We start from the raw sequence: 20,499 nt of genomic DNA, 5'->3' as shown, positions 1-20,499 counted from the left end.
CCAGCGCGGCGCTTCCATCGTCGGCTGATCCGGGCCCCCCAGCGCCCCGCCCCCCGGATACGCCCGCGCGCCCCGCCGGCCAACGGGCCGCCGCCGGCGCGCGCGCAGTCTGCCGGTACGGTCAGAGCTGGCCGGAGGCGGAGATGGTGATCTTGGCGCTGGTCGCGCCGGAGCCCGAGCCGTAGCCCTCGATCTTCTTGACGAGGGCCATGCTCTCCTCGTCCGCGACCTCACCGAACACGACGTGCTTGTTGTCGAGCCAGCCGGTCACGATGGTCGTGATGAAGAACTGCGAGCCGTTGGTGTTCCGGCCCGCGTTGGCCATCGAGAGCTGGCCCGGCTTGGTGTGCTTGAGCGTGAAGTTCTCGTCGGCGAACTTCTCGCCGTAGATGCTCTTGCCGCCCGTGCCGTTGCCGGCGGTGAAGTCGCCGCCCTGGAGCATGAAGTCCGGGATGACCCGGTGGAAGGAGGACCCGGCGTAGCCGAAGCCCTTCTCGCCGGTGGCGAGGGCGCGGAAGTTCTCGGCCGTCTTGGGCACGACGTCGTCGAACAGGTTGAAGTTGATCCGTCCGGCGGGGACGTCGTCAATGGTGATGTCGAAGTAGACCTTAATCGTCATGTCACCATCCTGACATCTGCGCCTCCCGCCGCGCGTACACCCCCCTCGTCCCGCGCCTGTCACCGCGCGCCGCACGGCCCCCACGCCACTTGAACATGTTCAAAAAGAGGTCTACAGTCCAGGACATCAGCTTTTTGAACACGTTCAAAGGGAGTGTGGGGGATGGACCTCACTGTTGTCGCGTATGTGATCTACCTGCTGATCAGCGTCGCGCTCACCGTGTGGGTGGCCCGGACGCTGAGCAGCAACGGACGGATCTTCCTCGCCGATGTGCTCAAGGGCGACGAGAAGCTCGCGGACGCCGTCAACCATCTGCTGGTGGTCGGCTTCTACCTGGTCAACCTCGGCTTCGTCACGCTGTACCTGAAGGCCGCCGACACCGTGACGACCGCGCGCGGGCTGTTCGAGGCGCTCTCGGTAAAGCTCGGGGTCGTCCTGCTCGTCCTCGGCGTCATGCACCTGGGCAATGTGTACGTACTCAACAAGATGCGCCGGCGCGGGCTCCTGGAGCGCCACCAGACCCCGCCGGTACCGCCGCAGGCGTGGACCACGCCGGCCCCCGGGATGTGAGCCCGATGGCCGCCGAACCCCTGCGGAGCCTGCCCCGGGACCTCATGCCCGCGGTACGGACGCCCGCCGCCCGGCCCCGGGCCAGGACGCAGACCGGGACACCGGCCCGGACACAGGCCCGGACGGCCGGCAGGCCCGTCCCGCACCCGCGGCCCGTCCTGCGGCTGACCGTGCTGTACGACCCGGACTGCCCGCTCTGCGCCCACGTACGGGAGTGGCTCGGCCGGCAGCCCCAGCTCGTCCCGCTCGGCTTCGTACCGGCCGCTTCGCCGGAGGCGCGGCGGCGCTATCCCGACCTCGACCACGCCTCCACGCTCAAGGAGATCACCGTCGTCGGGGACGGCGGCCAGGTCTACCGCGACACCGCCGCGTGGATCGTCTGCCTCTGGGCGCTGGCCGAACACCGGCCCCGGGCGCAGTGGCTGGCCACCCCGGCGGGCGCGCCGTTCGCCCGGGTCAGCGTGCTCGCCGCCGCGAAGTACCGCGCGCTGACGGCCGCTCCCTGCGACGACGCGTGCGAGCTGCCCGCGCCGCCGGATTAGGCTCGGGCACCGTGACGGACGAGAAGGACACGAAGCCCCTCCCGAAGAGCGAGAAGAGCGAGAAGAGCGAGAAGTCTCTTCCGAAGAGCGAGCAGACCCGCACGCTCATTCTCGAAACCGCGCTGCGGCTGTTCAAGGAGCGCGGTTACGACAAGACGACGATGCGGGCCATCGCCAAGGAGGCCGGGGTCTCCGTCGGGAACGCGTACTACTACTTCGCGTCGAAGGAACATCTCGTCCAGGGCTTCTACGACCGGATCGCCACCGAACACCGGCTGGCGATCCGGCCCGTGCTCGACCGCGAGACCGGTCTGGAGGAGCGGTTCGGCGGGGTGCTGACGGGATGGCTCGACATCGCGGAGCCGTACCACGGGTTCGCCGCGCAGTTCTTCAAGAACGCGGCGGATCCCGACAGTCCGCTCAGCCCCTTCTCCCCCGAGTCGGAGCCGACCCGCGAGGCGGCGATCGCGGTCCACCGCGAGGTGCTGGCCGGCTCCCGGACGAAGATCCCGAAGGAGCTGGCCGACACGCTCCCCGAGGTGCTGTGGCTGGCCCAGATGGGGCTGGTCCTGTACTGGGTGTACGACCGCTCGCCGCACAGCGCGCGCACCCGCCGGCTCGCCCTGCGCGGCGCCCGGCTGACCGCCAGGACGATCGCGCTCTCGCGCTTCCGGGTGCTGCGTCCGGTCGTACGCGAAGTGCACGACCTGTTCACGGAGTTCCTGCCGGGGATGGCCGAGACGGCCGCGGCGCGGGCCGGCAGGAACTCCTGAATCGTCGGCTCGTACGCGGGCTCAGGCCCCGCGCGAGGCGAGTTGTACGACGGTGATGTCCGAGGGCGCGCCGACGCGTACGGGCGGCCCCCAGGCGCCGGCCCCGCGCGAGACGTAGAGCTGGGTGTCCTCGTACCGTTCCAGGCCCGCGACGGTGGGGTTGGCGAGTTCGGCGATGAAGTTGCCGGGCCAGAGCTGGCCGCCGTGGGTGTGGCCGGAGAGCTGGAGGTCGACGCCGTGGCGGACGGCGTCGTGGATGACCACGGGCTGGTGGGCGAGGAGTACGGACGCCCTGGCAGGGTCGCGGTCGCCGAGTGCCTTGACGAAGTCGGGTCCTGATCCCTCGCTCTCGCCCGCGATGTCGTTGACCCCGGCGAGGTCGAAGCCCTCGATCTCGACGCGTTCGTTCTCCAGGGGCCGCAGGCCCAGTTCGCGTACGTGGTCGACCCACTCGGCCGCGCCGGAGATGTACTCGTGGTTGCCGGTGACGAAGAACGCCCCGTGCGGCGCTTCGAGGCCGGCGAGCGGCTCGGCGGCCGGGCCCAGGTTCTTGACGGTGCCGTCGACCAGGTCCCCGACGACGGCGATCAGGTCGGGCTTGGTCGAGTTGATCGTGTCGACGATGCGCTGGGAGTGCGCGCGGCCCAGGATCGGGCTGAGGTGGATGTCGCTGACGACGGCGATACGGAACCCGTGCGCGGCGCGCGACAGCTTGGCCAGCGGCACGGTGACGCGCTTGACGCGCGGGCCGCGCAGCACGCCGTACGTGCCGTAGCCGACCGTGGCGAGCGCGGCGGTCGCGGCGGCGCCGCCGACGACGCGGGAGACGAAGAGCCGCCGGGAGGGCGCGAGTACGGACGCGGGCGGCTCCGGCTCGGGCGCGGGCTCCGGCGACGCGGGCGCGGCCTCCGAGGACGCCGGCGCGGGCGCGGGAGGCGACGCGGGCACGGTCACCGGGGCGGGCTCGTCCGCCGGTACCGACTCCGTCGCCCCGTCCGGCTCGCTCTTCGCGCGCCGCTGCGGCAACATCCTGAACAGGGGCCGTACGGCCTCCCCGACCAGCAGTGCCAGCAGCAGATACATCAGCACCGCCAGCCACAGATAGCCGGGCCAGGCCACTATCTGCTGCACCCGGAAGGGCGCCCACCCACGCGCGCTGAGCGCCACGACGGAGAGTAAGGGCAGCGCCACCGCGGCGACCGTACCCGCCTTACGGGCGAGGCCGCCCGGTGACGTGGTGTCGCGTACGAGACGCCGCCACAGATACCAGTGCGCCCCGGCGAGCAGCGCGACCGCCGCGAGTACCAGCAGAACGACGACGACCACCACGGACGAGCCCCTCAATCCTCTTGATCTTTGTTGTGCTCACGGAACGCGCGTACACCCCGGAACCCGATGACGCCAATGGCCGTCCCCAGAAGAAAGGACACGATGGCGAGGGTCAGATGCACCCAGAAGTACGCCGTCGGATCACCGGCGTCGTCGAAGGCGAGTCCGCTGCCGTCCTGCCACAGGTTCTTGATGAAAGTGACCCAGATGAACCAGCTCCACACCCCGAACACGAGCAGGAACCAGGACACGGGGCGGCTGAGCTTCATGGAGTCAGTATCGCGTCCGCCGCTCGCGGGGCGGCGGCGGGGTCCCGCGGACGGGTCGTTGGGCGCGCCCTGTACCTTCACGGGCGTGCCCGCTCTGAAAAAGACCGTCCTGACGGTCCTCGCCGCCGCGCTGCTGCCCGTTCTGACCGCCGTGCCCGCCTCGGCCGCCCCCGTGCCGCTGTACGCGAGGGCCGACGGCGCCGACACGAAGCAGCCGAAGCCGCCCGCCTCGATGTCCACACTCGGCGGGGCGAAGCTGGGGCTCGCGGGTACGCAGGTGAACATGGCGGCGGGGGTGCCGGTACTGCCCAAGAAGCTCAGCGGGCGGTCGTGGATCGTCGCGGACGCGGAGCACGGCGATGTGCTGGCCTCCCACAACGCCCACTGGCGGCTGCCCCCGGCGTCGACGCTCAAGATGCTCTTCGCGGACACACTGCTGCCCCGGATGCCCAAGAGCGAGACGTACAAGGTGGCGCCGGCGGATCTGGAGGGCATCGGCTCGGGCAGCAGCATGGTGGGGATCAAGGAGGATCTGACCTACACAGTCCACGATCTGTGGCTGGGCGTGTTCCTCAAGTCCGGGAACGACGCCGTGCATGTGCTCTCCGCGATGAACGGCGGCGTCAAGAAGACCGTCCAGGACATGCAGAAGCACGCCGACAACCTCCAGGCGCTGGACACACATGTGGTCTCGCCGGACGGGTACGACGAGAAGGGCCAGGTCTCCAGCGCGTACGACCTCACCCTCTTCGCCCGCTCGGGGCTCCAGAAGAAGGACTTCCGGGAGTACGCGGCGACGGCGACGGCCAAGTTCCCCGGTGAGAAGAAGAAGGGGAAGAAGCGCGAGACCTTCGAGATCCAGAACACCAACCGGCTGCTGACGGGCGCCAACGGGGTCGCGCAGTACCAGGGCATCGCGGGCGTGAAGAACGGCAGCACCACCCACGCCGGTACGACCTTCACCGGCGTCGCCGAGCGGAACGGCAAGAAGCTGCTGGTCACCGTGATGAACCCGTCCTCCACCGAGCCGCACGCGGTGTACCAGGAGACGGCGCGGCTGCTGGACTGGGGCTTCGCGGCGGCCGGGAAGGTCGAGCCGGTCGGTGAGCTGGTGCCGCCGAAGAACGCCGTGTCGGACAGCGGCTCGCCGAGCCCCACGCCGGTGAGCGGCGAGTCGGCGCCGGCCACCGCGCCCGCCGAGGCGGTGGCGACCGCGAGCAGCGGCGGGTCGAGCGGGATGGGGATCGCGCTGGCGGTGGCGGGCGGGGTGCTGATCGCGCTGGCGGGGGCGGTGTTCCTGGTCAACCGGCGCTGGCCGCTGCCCGATCTGGTCCGTCGCCGCCCGCGTCCGTAACCGCTTCCGCCTCTTCTGTCTCTTCGACGGAAGACTCCGCGTTCCGCGTCGCCGTCCAGGCGGCGCAGAACAGCAGCAGTTTCGCCGTGAAGTTGATCCACAGCAGCAGCGCCACCGGCACCCCGAACGCGCCGTACATGCTCTTCCCCGCCACGCCCCTCATATAGCCGCCGAGCAGCAGCTTGAGCGCCTCGAAGCCGACGGCCCCGATGAGCGCGGCGACCATCAGCCGGCGGCGCGGCGGCTCGACGCGCGGCAGCAGCGTCAGCACGTACAGGAGCAGCAGGAAGTCCGCGCCGACCGCGACCACGAGCGCGGCGATCTGGAGGAGTACGCCGCCCGCGCCGCCCTCCGGGATGCCGAGCCGCTGGGCGGTCCAGCCGACGGCCGTGGAGCCGAGCCCCGAGACGCCCAGGGAGGCGAGCCCGACGGCGCCGAGGCCGAGGAGGACGAGGCCGTCCTTGCCCTTGAGGACGAGCGGGTTGCCCTGTTCGCCGTCGTCCAGTTCCCAGACGGCCCGCAGGCACTCGCGCATCGAGCCGATCCAGCCGATCCCGGTGAAGAGCAGCAGCGCCCCCGCGACCACGCCGATGGTGCCGGCGTTGGCGACGAGGGTGTTGAGGTCGAGCTGGCCGGAGATGCCGGGAACCTGCTCCTCGATGCTGTGCTGCGCCCGGTCGAGCTGATCCTTGCTGAGCAGCGCGGCCCCGACCGCGGCGCCCACCGTGATGAGCGGGAAGAGCGAGAGGAAGCTCAGGAAGGTGATCGCGGCGGCGAGCCGCGACCAGTGGACCCGGTCGAGTCTCTCGTACGAGCGCCAGGCGTGGGTCCGCATCAGCCGGGCCACGAACGGACCGATGACGGGAAGGTTTTTCAGCCAGTCCATGGCGAAGTCTCTACCCGGCGCCCTGTCCCGGCGGACACCGAACATGCGTGAGCCGCCTCACCCGTTCCGCCGCGTTCATCCAAGCGGAGCAACAAAGGCGACATTGATGACAAAGATTGAGGTATAGGGGCGATACGGTCACCTCCATGTCTGTCGACACCGCCGAGCACGGCTATTACGACGAGGACTCCGTCGTCTCCCTCACCGGCCGGGGGCGCACCTCACCCACGACCGCCCTGCTGCTGCGTCCCCGCTCGCCCGACGAGGTCGCCGCGGCCGTCCGGGGCAGCCTCGCCGGGGAGCGCGGCGCCATCGCCCGCGGGCTCGGCCGGACCTGCGGCGACGCGGCGCAGAACGCGGGCGGTGCGGTCCTCGACATGACGGGTCTTGACCGGATCCGCGCGCTCGACGTGACCGCGGGCGTCGTGGTGTGCGAGGCGGGGCTGAGCCTGCGCCGGCTGCTGGAGGTGCTGCTGCCGCTGGGCTGGTGCCTGCCGGTGACCCCTGTGTCCGGGGGGTACGGGGTGACGGTCGGCGGCGCGATCGGCGCGGACGCCGAGGGCGCGAACCATCCGGCGGCGGGGTCGTTCTCCGCCCACGTATCGGCACTTGAGCTGCTCACGGCGGACGGTGAGCGGCGGACGGCGGTGCCGGGCACCCCGCTCTTCGACGCGACGGCGGGCGGTCTCGGGCTGACCGGGGTGATCCTGTCGGCGACGCTGCGGCTGCGGCGCGTGGCGACCTCGCTGATGGTCGTCGACACGGAGCGGGCCACGGACCTCGACGACCTGTTCGCGCGGCTGACGCTGGGGGACCCGGCGGCTCCCGCCGTGCTGGCGGCGCCGGAGTGCGACAGCGCCCCGGAGTACCCGCGCGGCTACGCGGTCGCCTGGCTGGATCCGCTGGCGCGCGGGGCGGAGCTGGGGCGCGCGGTCCTCGTACGCGGGGAGCACGCGCCGCTGAGCGCCCTGCCCGCGCGGGCCAGGCGGCGCCCGCTCCTCTTCCGTCCCGGGCGCCGGGACGGCCTGTCCGCGCTCGTACCGCCGCCGGGGCTGCCGGGGCGGGCGGCGGCCGGTCTGGTCAACGGGGTCTGGTACCGGACGGCGCCCCGGCTGCGCACCGGTGAGCTGCGGCGCTTCCCGGTGTTCGGCCGGCCGCCGGGGGACGCGGTGCCCTGGCACCGGCTGCCGGGGCCCGGGCGCGGCGGCTTCGTCCGGTACCGGTTCACCGTCGGGTACGGGCGGGAGGAGACCCTGCGCCGGATCGTCGAACGGCTCGCGCTCCACGGCGGCCCGGCCTTCCCCGCCGCGCTCACCCGCTTCGGCACGGCCGGTGCCGGGTGGCTGTCGTTCCCGGCGCCCGGCTGGTCGCTCACCGTGGAGCTGCCGGCGGACCCGGCCGGTCTCGGACCGCTGCTCGACGGCCTGGACGAGGAGGTCGTGGCGGCCGGGGGCCGGGTCGCTCTGGCGCAGGACGCCCGGATCCGTCCTGAGCTGCTGGCCGCGATGTATCCGCGGCTGGCGGACTTCCGGGCGCTGCGGGCCGAGTGGGATCCGCGGTCGGTGTTCACGTCGGACCTGTCGAGACGCCTGTCCCTGTAGTCGTCGTAGTCGTCACGCCGTACTGCCCCCTTCCCCCCACCCAAGGAGCGATGAACGTGAAGGACGCCTTCGGCACCCCGCAGTCCCTGCTGATCCTCGGCGGGACGTCGGAGATCGGGCTGGCCACCGCGCGCCGGCTGATCGCCCGCCGCACCCGTACGGTCTGGCTGGCAGGCCGCCCCTCCCCCGCCCTGGAGACCGCCGCCGAGCGGCTGCGGGCGCTGGGCCCGGCCGGCGTGGACGTCCGTACCGTCGCGTTCGACGCGCTGGATCCCGGCACGCACGAGGAGGTGCTCGGGAAGGTCTTCGCTGAGGGCGACATCGACCTGGTGCTCGTCGCCTTCGGGATCCTCGGCGACCAGGCGCACGACGAGGCGGAGCCGCTCGCGGCGGTGCGGGTGGCGCAGACCAACTACACCGGCGCGGTCTCGGCGGGGCTGGTGTGCGCGGGCGCGTTGCAGTCGCAGGGGCACGGCTCGCTGGTGGTGCTGTCCTCGGTGGCCGGCGAACGGGCGCGGCGCGCCGACTTCATCTACGGATCGAGCAAGGCGGGCCTCGACGCGTTCGCGCAGGGGCTCGGGGACGCGATGCACGGCACGGGGGTGCATGTGATGGTCGTACGGCCGGGTTTCGTACGGACGCGACGGACGGCCGGGCGCCCGGAGACGGCGCCGGTCACGGTCACCGTCACGACGCCGGAGGCGGTGGCGGTGGCCATCGAGCTGGGGCTGCGGCGGCGCGCGGAGACGGTGTGGGTGCCGGGGGCGCTGCGGGCGGTGATGGCGGGGCTGCGGCATCTGCCGCGCCCACTGTTCCGCAGACTGCCGGTCTGAGGCCGGTCCGGTCCGGTCCGGTCCGGGGCTCCGGGCCCCGGACCGGCAGAACCGGGCCCTCAGGGGTCTCAGGGATGCACGGCGGGCCGGTCGGCCGGGGTGGACTGGGAGGGCAGCGACGAGGTCTCCCCGCCGCCCCCGAACGCGTACTCGTGCAGCTTCCGCCACACGAGGTCCGCGCCCTGCTCGTACAGCGCGAAGGAGGTGCAGCTCCACTGCGCCTCGTACTCGGACAGCTCCTCGTACGCCCGGTCCATCGCCTCCTCCGCGATGCCGTGCGCGACGGTCACGTGCGGGTGGTACGGGAACTGCAGCTCGCGCACGAGCGGCCCCGACGCGTCCCTGACGCGCTGCTGGAGCCAGGCGCAGGCCGAGGTGCCCTCGACGACCTGGATGAAGACGACCGGCGAGAGCGGCCGGAACGTACCGGTGCCGGAGAGGCGCATCGGGAACGGCCGGCCCGCCGCGGCGACCGTGGCGAGATGCGCCTCGATCGCGGGCAGGGCCGACGCGTCGACCTCGGTGGGCGGCAGCAGCGTGACATGGGTGGGGATGCTGTGCGCGGCGGGATCACCGAAGCCCGCACGCCGCTCCTGGACGATGCTGCCGTACGGCTCCGGGACCGCGATCGAAACGCCGAGCGTTACGGTCCCCACATCTGCTCCTCAGTAGTCCGTAGGTCGGGTCGGGTGGCTTGCTGGTACGTCGGGACGGGCGGCCTGACGGCCTGGCGGGCCGGGCGGCCTCAGTGTTTGGCGGGCAGGAAGCCGACCCGCTCGTAGGTCTGGGCGAGCGTCTCGGCGGCGACCGCGCGGGCTTTCTCCGCCCCCTCGGCCAGGAGCGCGTCCAGGGTCTCCGGGTCGTCCAGATACTCCTGTGTGCGCGCCCTGAACGGGGTGACGAAGTCGACCATGACGTCGGCCAGGTCCGTCTTCAGGGCACCGTAGCCCTTGCCCTCGTAGCCACGTTCCAGATCGGCGATGGAGGTCCCCGAGAGGGTGGAGAGGATGGTAAGGAGGTTGGAGACGCCGGGCTTCTCCGCGGGGTCGAAGCGAATCTCCGTGCCGGTGTCCGTGACCGCGCTCTTGATCTTCTTCGCGGTGGCCTTCGGCTCGTCCAGCAGGTTGATCAGGCCCTTGGGCGAGGACGCCGACTTGCTCATCTTGATCGCCGGGTCCTGGAGGTCGTAGATCTTGGCGACCTCCTTGACGATGTAGGGCGACGGGAGGGTGAACGTCTCGCCGAAGCGGCCGTTGAAGCGCTCGGCGAGATCGCGGGTCAGCTCGATGTGCTGGCGCTGGTCCTCGCCGACCGGGACTGCGTCGGCCTGGTAGAGCAGGATGTCCGCGACCTGGAGGATCGGGTACGTGAACAGCCCGACCGTGGCGCGGTCCGCGCCCTGCTTGGCCGACTTGTCCTTGAACTGCGTCATCCGGGACGCCTCGCCGAAGCCCGTGATGCAGTTCATCACCCAGCCGAGCTGCGCGTGCTCGGGCACATGGCTCTGCACGAACAGCGTGCAGCGGTGCGGGTCGAGACCGGCGGCGAGCAGCTGCGCCGCGGCGAGCCGCGTGTTGGCGCGCAGCTGGGCGGGGTCCTGCGGAACGGTGATCGCGTGCAGGTCCACGACCGGGTAGAAGGCGTCGTGGGTCTCCTGGAGCGCCACGTACTGGCGCACCGCACCGAGGTAGTTCCCGAGGTGGAACGAGCCTGCGGTGGGCTGGATCCCGGAGAGCGCGCGGGGAAGAGCAGAGGCCATGTTCACCATTCTCTCAGGTGCGACCGACAGGTCCGTGACGTCGCTCCCCTACGGGGAGCACGACGGCGGCAGGGGGAGGATACGACGCCACGAAACGGGGGAATCACCTCAGGAAGGTAATAAATTCCCTGATACGTCCCCGTATGAGCCCCGTACGGGCCCCGTACGAGCGCAACCGATCGGAGGGCTCATGGAGAGCCTCGTGGAGCCCACCCCACCCGTGCGGCCCGTGCCACCCGTGCCGCCCGTGCCGCCCGCGACCGCGCGCGCCATTGCCTCCGTGGAGGCCCACGGCGCGCACAACTACCACCCGCTCCCCGTCGTGGTCGCCTCCGCCGAGGGCGCGTGGATGACCGACATCGAGGGGCGGCGCTTCCTCGATCTGCTCGCCGGGTACTCGGCGCTCAATTTCGGCCACGGCAACCGACGGCTGATCGACGCGGCGAAGACCCAGCTGGACCGGGTGACGCTCACCTCCCGCGCGTTCCACCACGACCGGTTCGCCGAGTTCTGCGCGCGGCTGGCCGAGCTGTGCGGCATGGAGATGGTCCTGCCGATGAACACGGGCGCGGAGGCGGTGGAGACCGCCGTCAAGACGGCCAGGAAGTGGGGCTACCGGGTCAAGGGCGTGCCGGACGGCATGGCGAAGATCGTGGTCGCGGCGGACAACTTCCACGGCCGTACGACGACGATCGTCAGCTTCTCGACGGACCCGGAGGCACGGGCGGACTTCGGCCCGTACACGCCCGGCTTCGAGATCGTCCCGTACGGGGACCTCACGGCCATGGACGCGGCGCTCACGGAGAACGCGGTGGCGGTGCTGCTGGAGCCGATCCAGGGCGAGGCCGGGGTGCGGGTCCCGCCGGCCGGCTATCTGGCCGGGGTGCGGCGGCTGACGCGGGAGCGGAACGTGCTCTTCGTCGCGGACGAGATCCAGTCGGGCCTCGGCCGGACGGGGAAGACGTTCGCCTGCGCGCACGAGGGCGTCGTACCGGACATGTACGTCCTCGGGAAGGCGCTGGGCGGCGGGGTGGTGCCGGTCTCGGCGGTGGTCTCCTCGGCCGCCGTACTCGGCGTGTTCCGGCCGGGCGAGCACGGCTCGACCTTCGGCGGAAACCCGCTCGCCTGCGCGGTGGCCTTGGAGGTGCTTGCCATGCTGCGGACGGGCGAGTTCCAGCGACGGGCCGCGGAGCTGGGCGACCATCTGCACCACGAGCTGGGCCGGCTCCGGGAGACGGGCGCCGTCGTGGAGGTGCGCGGGCGCGGCCTGTGGGCGGGCGTCGACATCGCGCCGGAGCGCGGCACGGGCCGGGAGGTCTCGGAGCGTCTGATGGAGCGGGGCGTGCTGGTGAAGGACACGCATGGCCCGACGATTCGGATCGCGCCGCCGCTGGTGATCGGGAGGGAGGACCTGGACTGGGGTCTGGAGCAGCTGCGGGCGGTACTGGCGGGCTGAGGGGGCGCTGCCGGGCCCGGCGGCTGCCCGCCCGGCGGCCGGCCCGAGACGGCCCCCCACAGACAGCTGCCCACGGACGGCTGCCCGCCGACCCCGCGCCGACGGGACAGGGCCTACAGTCCCCCTGTGCTTCTTGGGATGATTTGCGCACTCGGCTCCGCGGTCTGCTTCGGCACCGCCTCCGTCCTCCAGGCCGTCGCCGCGCGCGCCGCCGAGCCCGGGACGGGCTCCGGGGTGGATCCGGCGCTGCTGCTGCGGGCGCTGCGCCAGTGGCGGTACGCGGCCGGGCTGGGGCTGGACGGGGTGGGGTTCGTCCTCCAGATCGTCGCGCTGCGCTCGCTGCCGATCTACGCGGTGGGCGCGGCGCTGGCGGCGAGTCTCGCGGTGACTGCGGTGGTGGCGGCTCGGCTGCTGGGGGTGCGGCTCAGCCGGGCCGAGTGGGGCGCGGTGGCGGTGGTGTGCGGGGGGCTCGCGCTGCTGGGGCTGGCGTCGGGGGCGGAGGGGCACGGCGCGGGGTCGGCGGCGCTGGGCTGGGTGATGCTGGCGGTGGCGGGCGCGGTCCTGCTGGCCGGTACGGTCGCGGGCCGCCTCCCCGACCGGCCGCGCGCGCTGGTGCTGGGCCTGGGCGCCGGGTTCGGCTTCGGGGTGGTGGAGGTCTCGGTCCGGCTGATCGACGCGCCGGACCCGGCCAACCCCGCCGTCTACGCACTGCTGCTGGGCGGCGGCGCGGCGTTCCTGCTGCTGACGTCGGCGCTCCAGCGCGGCTCGGTCACGACGGCGACGGCGGGCATGGTCCTCGGCGAGACGATCGGCCCGGCGCTGGTCGGCGTGGTCTGGCTGGGCGACCGTACGCGCGGCGGCCTGGAGTGGCTGGCGGTGGCCGGCTTCGCGGTCGCGGTGGCCGGGGCGCTGGCCCTGGCCCGCTTCGGCGAGCCGCCGGTGGCCGAGGACACCCCGTAACGACACGTTGAGGAATGCCCCCGGCAGGGGTCGGCTAGCTGACGAAACCGCCGTACGGCCGGGTGATCGCCTCCAGCGCGTGGCCGGACGGGTCGAGGAAGTAGACGCCGCGTCCGCCGTCGTTGTGGTTGATCTCGCCGGGGTGCCTCTGGTGCGGGTCGGCCCAGAAGTCGAGCCCGGCGTCCTGGATCCGCCGGAAGATCCCGTCGAACTCCGCCTCGGTGACCAGGAAGGCGTAGTGCTGCATGGTGATCGACTCGGCCGGGATGGTCGCGTAGTCGAGAGTGACGCCGTTGCTGAGCTCGACGGGGACGAACGGGCCCGCTTCCCGGCCGACTTCGAGGTCCATGATGTGCGCCAGGAACTCTGCGGATTCCCGGTTGTCCCGGGAGTGGACGATCGTGTGATTCAGCTGAACAGACACAGTGGATTGCCTCCGTAAGGCAGTCTCACGGGCACCTCCATGCCTCACCCGACCGGTGACCGACACGCGATGCCTTACCCGCGAGCCTAGAACGGACCGGCGCCCGCTGTCATGTCGGAAGGACGCGCCGCAGCGTGTCCAGCGCGCCCGCCCACGCGCTGTCGGGCGGCGTCCCGTACCCCACCACCAGCGCGTCGTACGACGCCGACGGGTCGGCCGTGGCGGCCGGAGCGGCCGGAGCGGCCGGGTGCCGGAACCAGGACAGTCCCTCCAGCCGGAGCCCCTGCCGCCGGGCCGCCGCGAGCGTCGGCCGCTCGGTGCCCGGCGGGAGCCGGACGACGGCGTGCAGTCCGGCCGCGATGCCGGTGACGCGGATGTCCGGGGCCAACTCCGCGAGCGCTTCGACCAGTTGGTCGCGGCGGCGCCGGTAGTGCCCGCGCATGGCGCGGATCTGGCGGTCGTACGCGCCCGAGGTGATGAACTCCGCCAGCGTCAGCTGCTCCAGGGTGCTCGACGCCCAGTCCGCCTGCCCCTTCGCCGCCGCCACCTCCGTCACCAGCTCCCGCGGCAGCACCATCCACGCGAGCCGGAGGCCGGGCGCCAGCGACTTGCTCGCCGTGCCCATGAACACCACCCGCTCGGGGTCGAGCCCCTGGAGGGCGCCGACGGACTGCCCGTCGTACCGGAACTCCCCGTCGTAGTCGTCCTCCAGGATCAGCCCGCCGGCCGCGCGCGCCCAGTCGACCGCGGCGGCGCGCCGCTCGGGGTGGAGGGCGCCGCCGGTGGGGAACTGGTGGGCGGGCGTGAGCAGTACGGCCCCGACGCCGGCCGCCGGCCCCGACGCCGCTGCCGGCCCCGCCGCCATTGCCGTCCCCGCCAGCTCCTCCGTACGGCTGCCGCGCGCGTCGAGCGGCAGAGCGGGCGTGCGCAGTCCGGCCGCGGCGAGCAGGTCGCGGTGCACGGGCATCCCGTACGCGTCGACGGCCACCGCCCGCACCCGGCGCGCCCTGAGCACCTTCCCCAGCAGCATCAGCCCGTGGGCCGTGCCGGAGCAGACCACGATCCGCTCCGGCGAGGCGTCCACGCCGCGCGTCCGCGCGAGATACCCGGACAGGGCGGTGCGCAGCTCGATCCGGCCGCGCGTCTCGTCGTACGCGCACCCGAAGGCGTCGTACGGCGCGACGGTCAGCGCACGGCGGGTGGCCCTGACCCACGCCGCGCGCGGGAACGCGGAGAGATCCGGCGAGCCGGGCAGCAGGCTGTACGCGGGCCGGTCGGCGGTGGCCGGATGCGGCGCGGCGGCGCTCGCGGGCGCCCCTCCCGTACCCCGCCGGGGCGCGGGCCGCGCCGGCACGGCCCGCGCGGCGACCCGCGTCCCGGAGCCCTGGCGCGCGGTGAGCCACCCCTCGGCGACGAGCGCGCCGTACGCGTCGGCAACGGTGTTGCGGGCCACGCCCAGATCGACGGCGAGGCTACGGGACGACGGCAGCCGCGTCCCGGGCGCGAGCCGCCCGCCGCGCACGGCCTCGCGCAGCGCGTCCATGAGCCTGGCCCGCAGCCCGGAGCGCGCCCCCGGGCCGCCCCTCAGATCCAGATGGAGATCGACCCCGCCGACGCACGTATTGGCCCAGGATTCCGTCACGGAAGTGGACCATACCCCTGCGCCACTGACGGCGTAGCGTCGTACGTATGACGAACGAATACGCAGCTCCGCACACCCCCCGCCTGGAGTGGACGAAGTCCTCCCCCGCGGTCTACAAGGCGATGGTCCAGCTCGACCGGGCGGCCCGTGAGGGCGTCGATCCGGTCCTGCTCGAACTGGTCAAGATCCGCGCCTCGCAGCTCAACCACTGCGCGTACTGCCTCGACATGCACACGAAGGACGCCCTGGCGGCGGGCGAGACCGTACAGCGCATCGTGCAGCTCAGCGCCTGGGAGGAATCCCGGCACTTCTACACGGCGCGCGAGATCGCGGCCATCGAACTGACCGAGGCGGTCACCGTCCTGACGGACGGCTTCGTCCCGGACGAGGTCTACGAGCGGGCCGCGAAGGTCTTCGACGAGACCGAACTGGCCCACCTGATCGCCTCGATCAACGTCATCAACGTCTGGAACCGCTTCGCCGTGACCACCCGCATGGTCCCGGGCGCCTACGAGGCCGGCGCCTTCAAGCACTGACTTCTACTTCTTGGGCGGCACCGGCTGGACGGGCTTGGTTTCTGCGTGCATTCGGTACGACTGGATCCTGTACGACCGTGCGCCCTATGCGGACCGTGGGTATGGGGAGTTACGTTCGTGGCGCCCTACCAAGCAGCGGCCCGGATGATGGGTGAACTCCCCTACGAGGGGGCGCCGGAGTGACCGAAGCCCAGGGGTGCCAGAAGCGTACTTCTTCGAGATCCCCCACTTGGGCGGCTACGGCCTCGAAGCGGACCTCATGACAGCCGTCACGCGGCCTGTCCTCGCAGGACCCGGTCTCCGACCAACGAGAAGACCCCGGCTCCCGAGGCCCAGAGCAGTGCGGCGACAACGCCCGCGGCAAGGTCGTGGTTCGGAGCGAGGAGCCATGTCCACAGCCATGCGGCAGCCGGCTCGACCCCGAGTGTCAACGCGAGCCCCGCGAGCAACAGAGGCGGCAGCCAGGCTGTCGCCACCCCCGTCACGGCACAGGTCAGCAGACCGATGCCGCACAGGGCGACGACGTTCCGTGCAGCCGCCACGTCGCCCCGGCTGTCCAGGATCTCGTCCGGGAGCGCGATGAGTGCGCCCACCGCGGCCACCACGGTGAGCAGCGCGGCCTGGGCGAACCGGGCTCGCGGGATTCGCCCCGTGTCCAAGCGGTCCCAGATGTACATCGGACTGTGAGCCGATGAGGCCACCAGCGCTCCGGCCGCGGCGGGCAGGAGAAGCAGGGCCGCAGGGATGCTCTGGGCCGTCCCTTGGCCGACCCTGACCAGGTTGCCACTGGTGAGACCGCCGACCGCGGTGAGCAGCATCAGCAGTCCGGACGCCGTGAACATCCTCCGGCTGCGGCAGAAAAGCAGCATCGTCCTCATGACTTCTGGAAGTCTGCCGCGCCGAGCCCGCACTGGGAAAACTTCGTCCACTTGCTTCCCAGCCATCGGCTCGCCTCCTCGTCGGACGCCTGGTTGAAGAAGCGCTCGGCTCGCTTCATCGCGTCAGTCGGCGCGGCGAACCCAGGAATCGACGCTGCCGAGGTTTCGCCCTGGGCGATCCACTGCTGGGCGATGCGCGAAAGTGCCTCGTTCTGTTGATCGGCTTGAATACAGCTCTCCGGGTCGAGCAGGTAGGCGATGAAGTCTCCAAAGGTCTCATCCTGCCATCCGGGCCGCAGCGAGGTGATGTACACGGACCGCGGCTCCCCTGTCTGCCCGTAGCTGCGTTGCACGAGCCGGTCGAAACGTGCCGGAGTCTCCTCCAGACGCTGCCGTATCGGCCCACCGAAGTGCTGTTGCAGCTCAGGAAGGGCGGATCGGTACGCCGGGTGAACGCATACGACGGGCGTTCCCCCTGAGGTGCAGGAGGTGGCGAGGGTCGCCGTGTCGGTCCGCTCACCGACGGGCGCCTGGAGCCGTCCGCCGTGTCCGCCGAGCAGGACGATGCCGACCCCCGCGACAGCGACGGCCGGCACCAGCACCACCGCGAGTGTCTTGCGCCCCGCCGTCCCGAGCAGCGCGACGCAGGCCACGACGAGAATCAACCCGGCGAGCCACGTCGCCTGCGCGGCATAGACACCGGCCCCGGGGACGACATACGGGTCGACGAGTTCGTCGAGGAACGGCGACATCAGGTATGCGATGCCGGACCAGTCATAGCTCAGGACGTAGAAGCCGTAGGGCAGAACGGCGGCGATGGGGGGAGCGAAGCGGCTCGGCCATGCCCGGCCGATGGCGTATCCGACGGTCGTCCATACCAGGATCCCCAGGCACCCCACAGCCAGACCGCTGACACTGAAGTGACCGCTGGGGTCCAGGAAGAGAGTGCGGACGCCCGCGGCCAGCGCCACAACGCCGTACAGGACGATGCTCCACAACCACAGGGCGAAGAGCTGTGCCGCCGGAATCCACCACGCAGGGATGCCGGCCATGCCTCGCAGCGGTATCAGGGACAGCCGTCGTTCTCTTGATCCCGCCCAGGCGGCCAGACCGGCCATACCGCAACTGCCGAGAATGCCGGCCAGGATCAGAGCGTGCACCGTGGCGGGCCAGAAGCCGACTCCTGGGACCAAATTGCCGAAGGCGTTCCAGACTTCGATGAAGATCAGCAGGGGCACGGCCCAGATCTGCCCCCAGCCGGAGAACTCAAGTCTGACACCACGAAGGAAGTCCAGAGCCTGCCTCACGACTCGCCCTCCCCGGACGCGAGCGGGTCGCCTGCGGAAGAATGACGAGGTGCTGTGTCCCGGTCCCGGTACAGGATTGCGTTGTAGCCGCGTTCCAGATCGTTGTCGCCCAAGTCGTCAGCCCTGCCGGTGTCCACGAGCCTCTGCGGCGTCCCCTGGAAAGCGATGTTCCCTTCCGCCAGAACGAGAACCGATCCACACATTGCGGAGACATCATCGGTCAGATGTGTGCTCAGTAACACCGGTGTCGTGTCGGCCAGCCGCCTGATGAGACTGCGGAACTCCGCCCGCTGCCGGGGGTCGAGGCCGACTGTCGGCTCGTCGAGGACAAGCAGCTCGGGGCGGTGAACCAGGGCGGCGGCAATGCCTGCCCGCTGGAGCATTCCGCCGGACAGCTTGCGCATACGGGTTCCCGCGCGCTCGTCGAGATCCACGAGTTTGGTCGCGTCCTCGACGGCCTGCCGTGCCCGCGCCTGCTCCATGCCCTTGGTCCAGGCCACGTACGTGAGGAACTCCGATACGGTGAAACCCGGGTGGTAACCGAACCGCTGTGGCAGGAATCCGATCCGCCTGCGCACCTCTTTGCGGCCCGCCCTGCTGCCCAGCTCTTCCCCGAGGACGGCGACACGGCCATCAGCCGGTGGGAGCAGAGTGACCAGCGTTTCGAGGAGGGTGGTCTTCCCCGCCCCGTTGGGTCCCAGTAGCCCGGTGACTCCGCTGCCCAGAGTGAAACTCACGCCGTGGAGAACAGTGCGGCGGCCTCGCCGTTGCACCAGTCCCTCGACTTGCGCTGTAGCCATGCTCGTATCCCTTTCCCCAGCCTGACGCCGACTGCCGCATCATGACTGAGCGTTGTGCATACCGTCGGCAGACCGGGTGCCTCCCCGCCGATGCTCGCGGGAAGGCACCCGGACCGGCGCCACCACGCTGTGGCGTGGTGGCGCCGGGTGTTCAACGCTCGATCAGCAAGCGGTGATGTGCCGCGGCGTGGTGTCGTGGTACTTACCGCCGGACCAGTAGCTACGGGCGTAGTAGCTGCGCCGGTTACCGTTGTCGCACGTGCCGACCGTGGTGCTCCAGGAGCTGCGCGAACCGGTCTGGCTGTTCTTCGCGGTCAGCGGGTCGGGCAGCAGGTTCTTGTCCCACTTGATCTCGATGTACAGCGTGCCGCTGACAGTTTTGGAGCACGAAGCCGTGCCCTTGCCCGTCAGGTAGCCGGACGACGAGTTGGTGAGACTGACGCTCGGCTCGGGGCAGCCGCTCGGGGTGGCCGCCCAGGCCGGAGCCGCCGCGACGAGCCCACCCAGCAAGGCCGCACTGACCGAGGCAGCGGCTATGCCGCTCTTCTTCCCAAAACGCTTCATGGTGTTCCCCTCCCCATGTGCCTTCGGAAGACACAAAGACAAGCTCCCGCTGTCGCGGAAGCCCTTCAAACACGGCAACCGGCCTTGACGGGCCAGACAGAGAGCTGGTCAGGCCGTGCCGGCGCCATAGCGATGACCGCTGACCAGGTACTGCTGGTCCGGCGGCCACGGCCTCAAAACTCTCACGCCCCACCAACCGCGTCAAACACTCTTTACAAACGGAATTCCCCTCAAGTGGCCAGCCCTCAGGGCTCGTTGGTTGACCCGACCCACCGACCGTGACGGCCCCGACGAACTCACCACCAGCGATTCCGAAGCCACCAGCAACCTGCCCCTTCCACCTCTCCGGCCCGCTCACCCCCTGGAAAGCTCGAAGCACTCCGGACCTCAGCCACCCCGCCGGTCCGGGGACTCGGCGAACACGGCGGCACGCGTCCGGCGCGGCGCTACGGCAGCCAGCGTCCGCGACCGAATATGCGGGGGATCTGGCGGGTGCGGACGGTGATGTGCACGGGGTCGCGGTGGCAGTAACAGGTATAGGAGTACGTCTCCTCCGACTCCACCCACAGGGGCGGCGGCGGCTCGTCCTCACCCGCTCGCGCCCCGGCCGCCGCGTAGAGCACGCCGAGCACCAGCACGGTGAAGCTGACGGCCAGGGCGACCACGCCCCAGAAGGTCCGCTCGTCCATGACGGCGGTCACCGCGTCGGCGGCTTGAGGTCGATCTCGGCGAACACCGTCTTCCCGACCGTACGGGGCTCAACACCCCACCGGTCGGCCAGCCCCGCGACGATGGCCAGCCCCCGGCCGAAGCAGTCCCGGTCGTCCGCAACGCGCGGAACCGGCAGCCGCTCACCACGTGCGTCACTGACCTCGATCCGCAGGACGTCCGTACGAAGGGTGACGCGCACCAGGAAGAGCCGCCCGCGCAGACAGCCGTGCAGCAGCGCGTTGGTGGCCAGCTCGCTGACCAACAGGGCGGCCGACCAGGCGAGTTCGGGCCTCCCCCACTCCGCGACCACCTCCCCGGCCCGCCGCCGCGCGAGCGTGACGCTGCCGGTGACGGGGGCGTAGCTCAGACAGTCCTCATGGAGGACGACCGACGCCGCCTCGGCGAACTCCTGCGGCCCGGAGGCCCCTTGGGCTGCGGTCATGGACGCGCACCTCCTTGTGCGGTGGGTTGTTGCCCGTACGGGGCGCGGTCGGCGGTGGCAGTACCGCGGGGGCCGCTGCGGCTGAGGCAGGGCAGGGCGGTGCACTTCCACCGATCGGCGCCGCCGTGTGAGCGGTTCGTCACCGAAGGTAGCGTCGAAGGTCGTCGTGATTCAAGTCACGCTCAAGAATATGTTCCTGGAATCCGCTCACTTGGTTGCCGCACGTACTCTCTTGCACACTGAG

The 20,499-nt window shown here is 71.3% G+C and carries 23 protein-coding genes; 9 read left to right on the top strand and 14 right to left on the bottom strand.

The annotated features are described in order from the left end of the window. Window positions 1-121: 121 nt before the first annotated feature. Window positions 122-619 (bottom strand): peptidylprolyl isomerase, encoded by a 498-nt coding sequence (locus tag AB0389_RS17180; protein ID WP_366396207.1) that lies wholly within the window; start codon window positions 617-619, stop codon window positions 122-124. Window positions 620-781: 162 nt separating this feature from the next. Here AB0389_RS17180 and AB0389_RS17175 point away from each other — a divergent pair, with 162 nt between their 5' ends. From AB0389_RS17175 to AB0389_RS17165, 3 genes are all read left to right on the top strand, one after another. Beyond that, the gene (locus AB0389_RS17175; protein WP_366396206.1) at window positions 782-1,189 is read left to right on the top strand and encodes a hypothetical protein; all 408 of its coding nucleotides are present in this window, start codon (window positions 782-784) and stop codon (window positions 1,187-1,189) included. A 158-nt stretch (window positions 1,190-1,347) separates the two neighbouring features. Further along, window positions 1,348-1,731: a DCC1-like thiol-disulfide oxidoreductase family protein gene (locus AB0389_RS17170; protein WP_366396221.1), complete on the top strand. Its 384-nt coding sequence runs from the start codon at window positions 1,348-1,350 to the stop codon at window positions 1,729-1,731. Window positions 1,732-1,838: 107 nt separating this feature from the next. Further along, a complete protein-coding gene (locus tag AB0389_RS17165) occupies window positions 1,839-2,504 on the top strand; it encodes a TetR family transcriptional regulator (RefSeq protein WP_366396220.1) in 666 nt (221 codons plus the stop codon). Between the two features lie 21 nt (window positions 2,505-2,525). Here the strand turns inward: AB0389_RS17165 and AB0389_RS17160 are convergent, their stop codons facing one another. Further along, window positions 2,526-3,833: a metallophosphoesterase gene (locus tag AB0389_RS17160; RefSeq protein WP_366396219.1), complete on the bottom strand. Its 1,308-nt coding sequence runs from the start codon at window positions 3,831-3,833 to the stop codon at window positions 2,526-2,528. An 11-nt stretch (window positions 3,834-3,844) separates the two neighbouring features. Continuing rightward, complete coding sequence (locus AB0389_RS17155; protein ID WP_366396205.1) at window positions 3,845-4,102, bottom strand: hypothetical protein; 258 nt, start codon at window positions 4,100-4,102, stop codon at window positions 3,845-3,847. Between the two features lie 85 nt (window positions 4,103-4,187). Between AB0389_RS17155 and AB0389_RS17150 the strand changes: the two genes are divergently transcribed. Further along, entirely contained in the window at window positions 4,188-5,456 is a 1,269-nt protein-coding gene (locus AB0389_RS17150) for a D-alanyl-D-alanine carboxypeptidase (protein ID WP_366396204.1), read from the top strand. On the opposite strand, the gene AB0389_RS17145 is transcribed toward AB0389_RS17150, so the two are convergent. Continuing rightward, window positions 5,404-6,342, bottom strand: coding sequence for a YihY/virulence factor BrkB family protein (locus AB0389_RS17145; RefSeq protein ID WP_366396203.1), 939 nt, complete (start codon window positions 6,340-6,342; stop codon window positions 5,404-5,406). The genes AB0389_RS17150 and AB0389_RS17145 overlap by 53 nt on opposite strands. A gap of 146 nt (window positions 6,343-6,488) precedes the next feature. On the opposite strand from AB0389_RS17145, the gene AB0389_RS17140 reads away from it, so the two are divergent. Both AB0389_RS17140 and AB0389_RS17135 read left to right on the top strand, forming a co-directional pair. After that, window positions 6,489-7,943, top strand: coding sequence for an FAD-binding oxidoreductase (locus tag AB0389_RS17140; protein ID WP_366396202.1), 1,455 nt, complete (start codon window positions 6,489-6,491; stop codon window positions 7,941-7,943). 56 nt (window positions 7,944-7,999) lie between these two features. Next, window positions 8,000-8,776, top strand: a complete 777-nt coding sequence (locus AB0389_RS17135) for a decaprenylphospho-beta-D-erythro-pentofuranosid-2-ulose 2-reductase (protein ID WP_366396218.1) — start codon at window positions 8,000-8,002, stop codon at window positions 8,774-8,776. 68 nt (window positions 8,777-8,844) lie between these two features. On the opposite strand, the gene AB0389_RS17130 is transcribed toward AB0389_RS17135, so the two are convergent. After that, entirely contained in the window at window positions 8,845-9,432 is a 588-nt protein-coding gene (locus AB0389_RS17130) for a 2'-5' RNA ligase family protein (protein WP_366396201.1), read from the bottom strand. 89 nt (window positions 9,433-9,521) lie between these two features. Continuing rightward, entirely contained in the window at window positions 9,522-10,535 is a 1,014-nt protein-coding gene (trpS, locus tag AB0389_RS17125) for a tryptophan--tRNA ligase (protein ID WP_366396200.1), read from the bottom strand. 247 nt (window positions 10,536-10,782) lie between these two features. On the opposite strand from trpS, the gene rocD reads away from it, so the two are divergent. Continuing rightward, entirely contained in the window at window positions 10,783-11,991 is a 1,209-nt protein-coding gene (rocD, locus tag AB0389_RS17120) for an ornithine--oxo-acid transaminase (protein WP_366396217.1), read from the top strand. Between the two features lie 138 nt (window positions 11,992-12,129). Then, window positions 12,130-12,951, top strand: coding sequence for a hypothetical protein (locus tag AB0389_RS17115; RefSeq protein WP_366396199.1), 822 nt, complete (start codon window positions 12,130-12,132; stop codon window positions 12,949-12,951). Window positions 12,952-12,985: 34 nt separating this feature from the next. Here AB0389_RS17115 and AB0389_RS17110 read toward each other — a convergent pair whose 3' ends face one another. Beyond that, window positions 12,986-13,375 (bottom strand): VOC family protein, encoded by a 390-nt coding sequence (locus AB0389_RS17110; RefSeq protein WP_366396198.1) that lies wholly within the window; start codon window positions 13,373-13,375, stop codon window positions 12,986-12,988. A gap of 109 nt (window positions 13,376-13,484) precedes the next feature. Beyond that, window positions 13,485-15,017 (bottom strand): PLP-dependent aminotransferase family protein, encoded by a 1,533-nt coding sequence (locus tag AB0389_RS17105; RefSeq protein WP_366396197.1) that lies wholly within the window; start codon window positions 15,015-15,017, stop codon window positions 13,485-13,487. A 47-nt stretch (window positions 15,018-15,064) separates the two neighbouring features. On the opposite strand from AB0389_RS17105, the gene AB0389_RS17100 reads away from it, so the two are divergent. Continuing rightward, complete coding sequence (locus AB0389_RS17100) at window positions 15,065-15,553, top strand: carboxymuconolactone decarboxylase family protein (RefSeq protein ID WP_366396196.1); 489 nt, start codon at window positions 15,065-15,067, stop codon at window positions 15,551-15,553. 269 nt (window positions 15,554-15,822) lie between these two features. On the opposite strand, the gene AB0389_RS17095 is transcribed toward AB0389_RS17100, so the two are convergent. From AB0389_RS17095 to AB0389_RS17070, 6 genes are all read right to left on the bottom strand, one after another. Then, complete coding sequence (locus tag AB0389_RS17095) at window positions 15,823-16,431, bottom strand: hypothetical protein (RefSeq protein ID WP_366396195.1); 609 nt, start codon at window positions 16,429-16,431, stop codon at window positions 15,823-15,825. Next, complete coding sequence (locus AB0389_RS17090) at window positions 16,428-17,738, bottom strand: hypothetical protein (RefSeq protein WP_366396194.1); 1,311 nt, start codon at window positions 17,736-17,738, stop codon at window positions 16,428-16,430. The genes AB0389_RS17095 and AB0389_RS17090 overlap by 4 nt, the downstream gene beginning before the upstream one ends. Continuing rightward, window positions 17,735-18,475: an ATP-binding cassette domain-containing protein gene (locus tag AB0389_RS17085; RefSeq protein ID WP_366396193.1), complete on the bottom strand. Its 741-nt coding sequence runs from the start codon at window positions 18,473-18,475 to the stop codon at window positions 17,735-17,737. The genes AB0389_RS17090 and AB0389_RS17085 overlap by 4 nt, the downstream gene beginning before the upstream one ends. A gap of 225 nt (window positions 18,476-18,700) precedes the next feature. Further along, window positions 18,701-19,102, bottom strand: coding sequence for a hypothetical protein (locus tag AB0389_RS17080; RefSeq protein ID WP_366396192.1), 402 nt, complete (start codon window positions 19,100-19,102; stop codon window positions 18,701-18,703). Between the two features lie 446 nt (window positions 19,103-19,548). Next, window positions 19,549-19,791, bottom strand: coding sequence for a hypothetical protein (locus AB0389_RS17075; RefSeq protein WP_366396191.1), 243 nt, complete (start codon window positions 19,789-19,791; stop codon window positions 19,549-19,551). An 8-nt stretch (window positions 19,792-19,799) separates the two neighbouring features. Then, complete coding sequence (locus AB0389_RS17070) at window positions 19,800-20,255, bottom strand: ATP-binding protein (RefSeq protein WP_366396190.1); 456 nt, start codon at window positions 20,253-20,255, stop codon at window positions 19,800-19,802. Window positions 20,256-20,499: the final 244 nt, after the last annotated feature.

The sequence above is a fragment of the Streptomyces sp. NPDC093109 genome, assembly GCF_040701725.1.
Classification (GTDB): domain Bacteria; phylum Actinomycetota; class Actinomycetes; order Streptomycetales; family Streptomycetaceae; genus Streptomyces.
The sequence above is the reverse complement of the archived record's forward strand: the minus strand, read 5'-3'. Positions and strand labels throughout refer to the sequence as shown.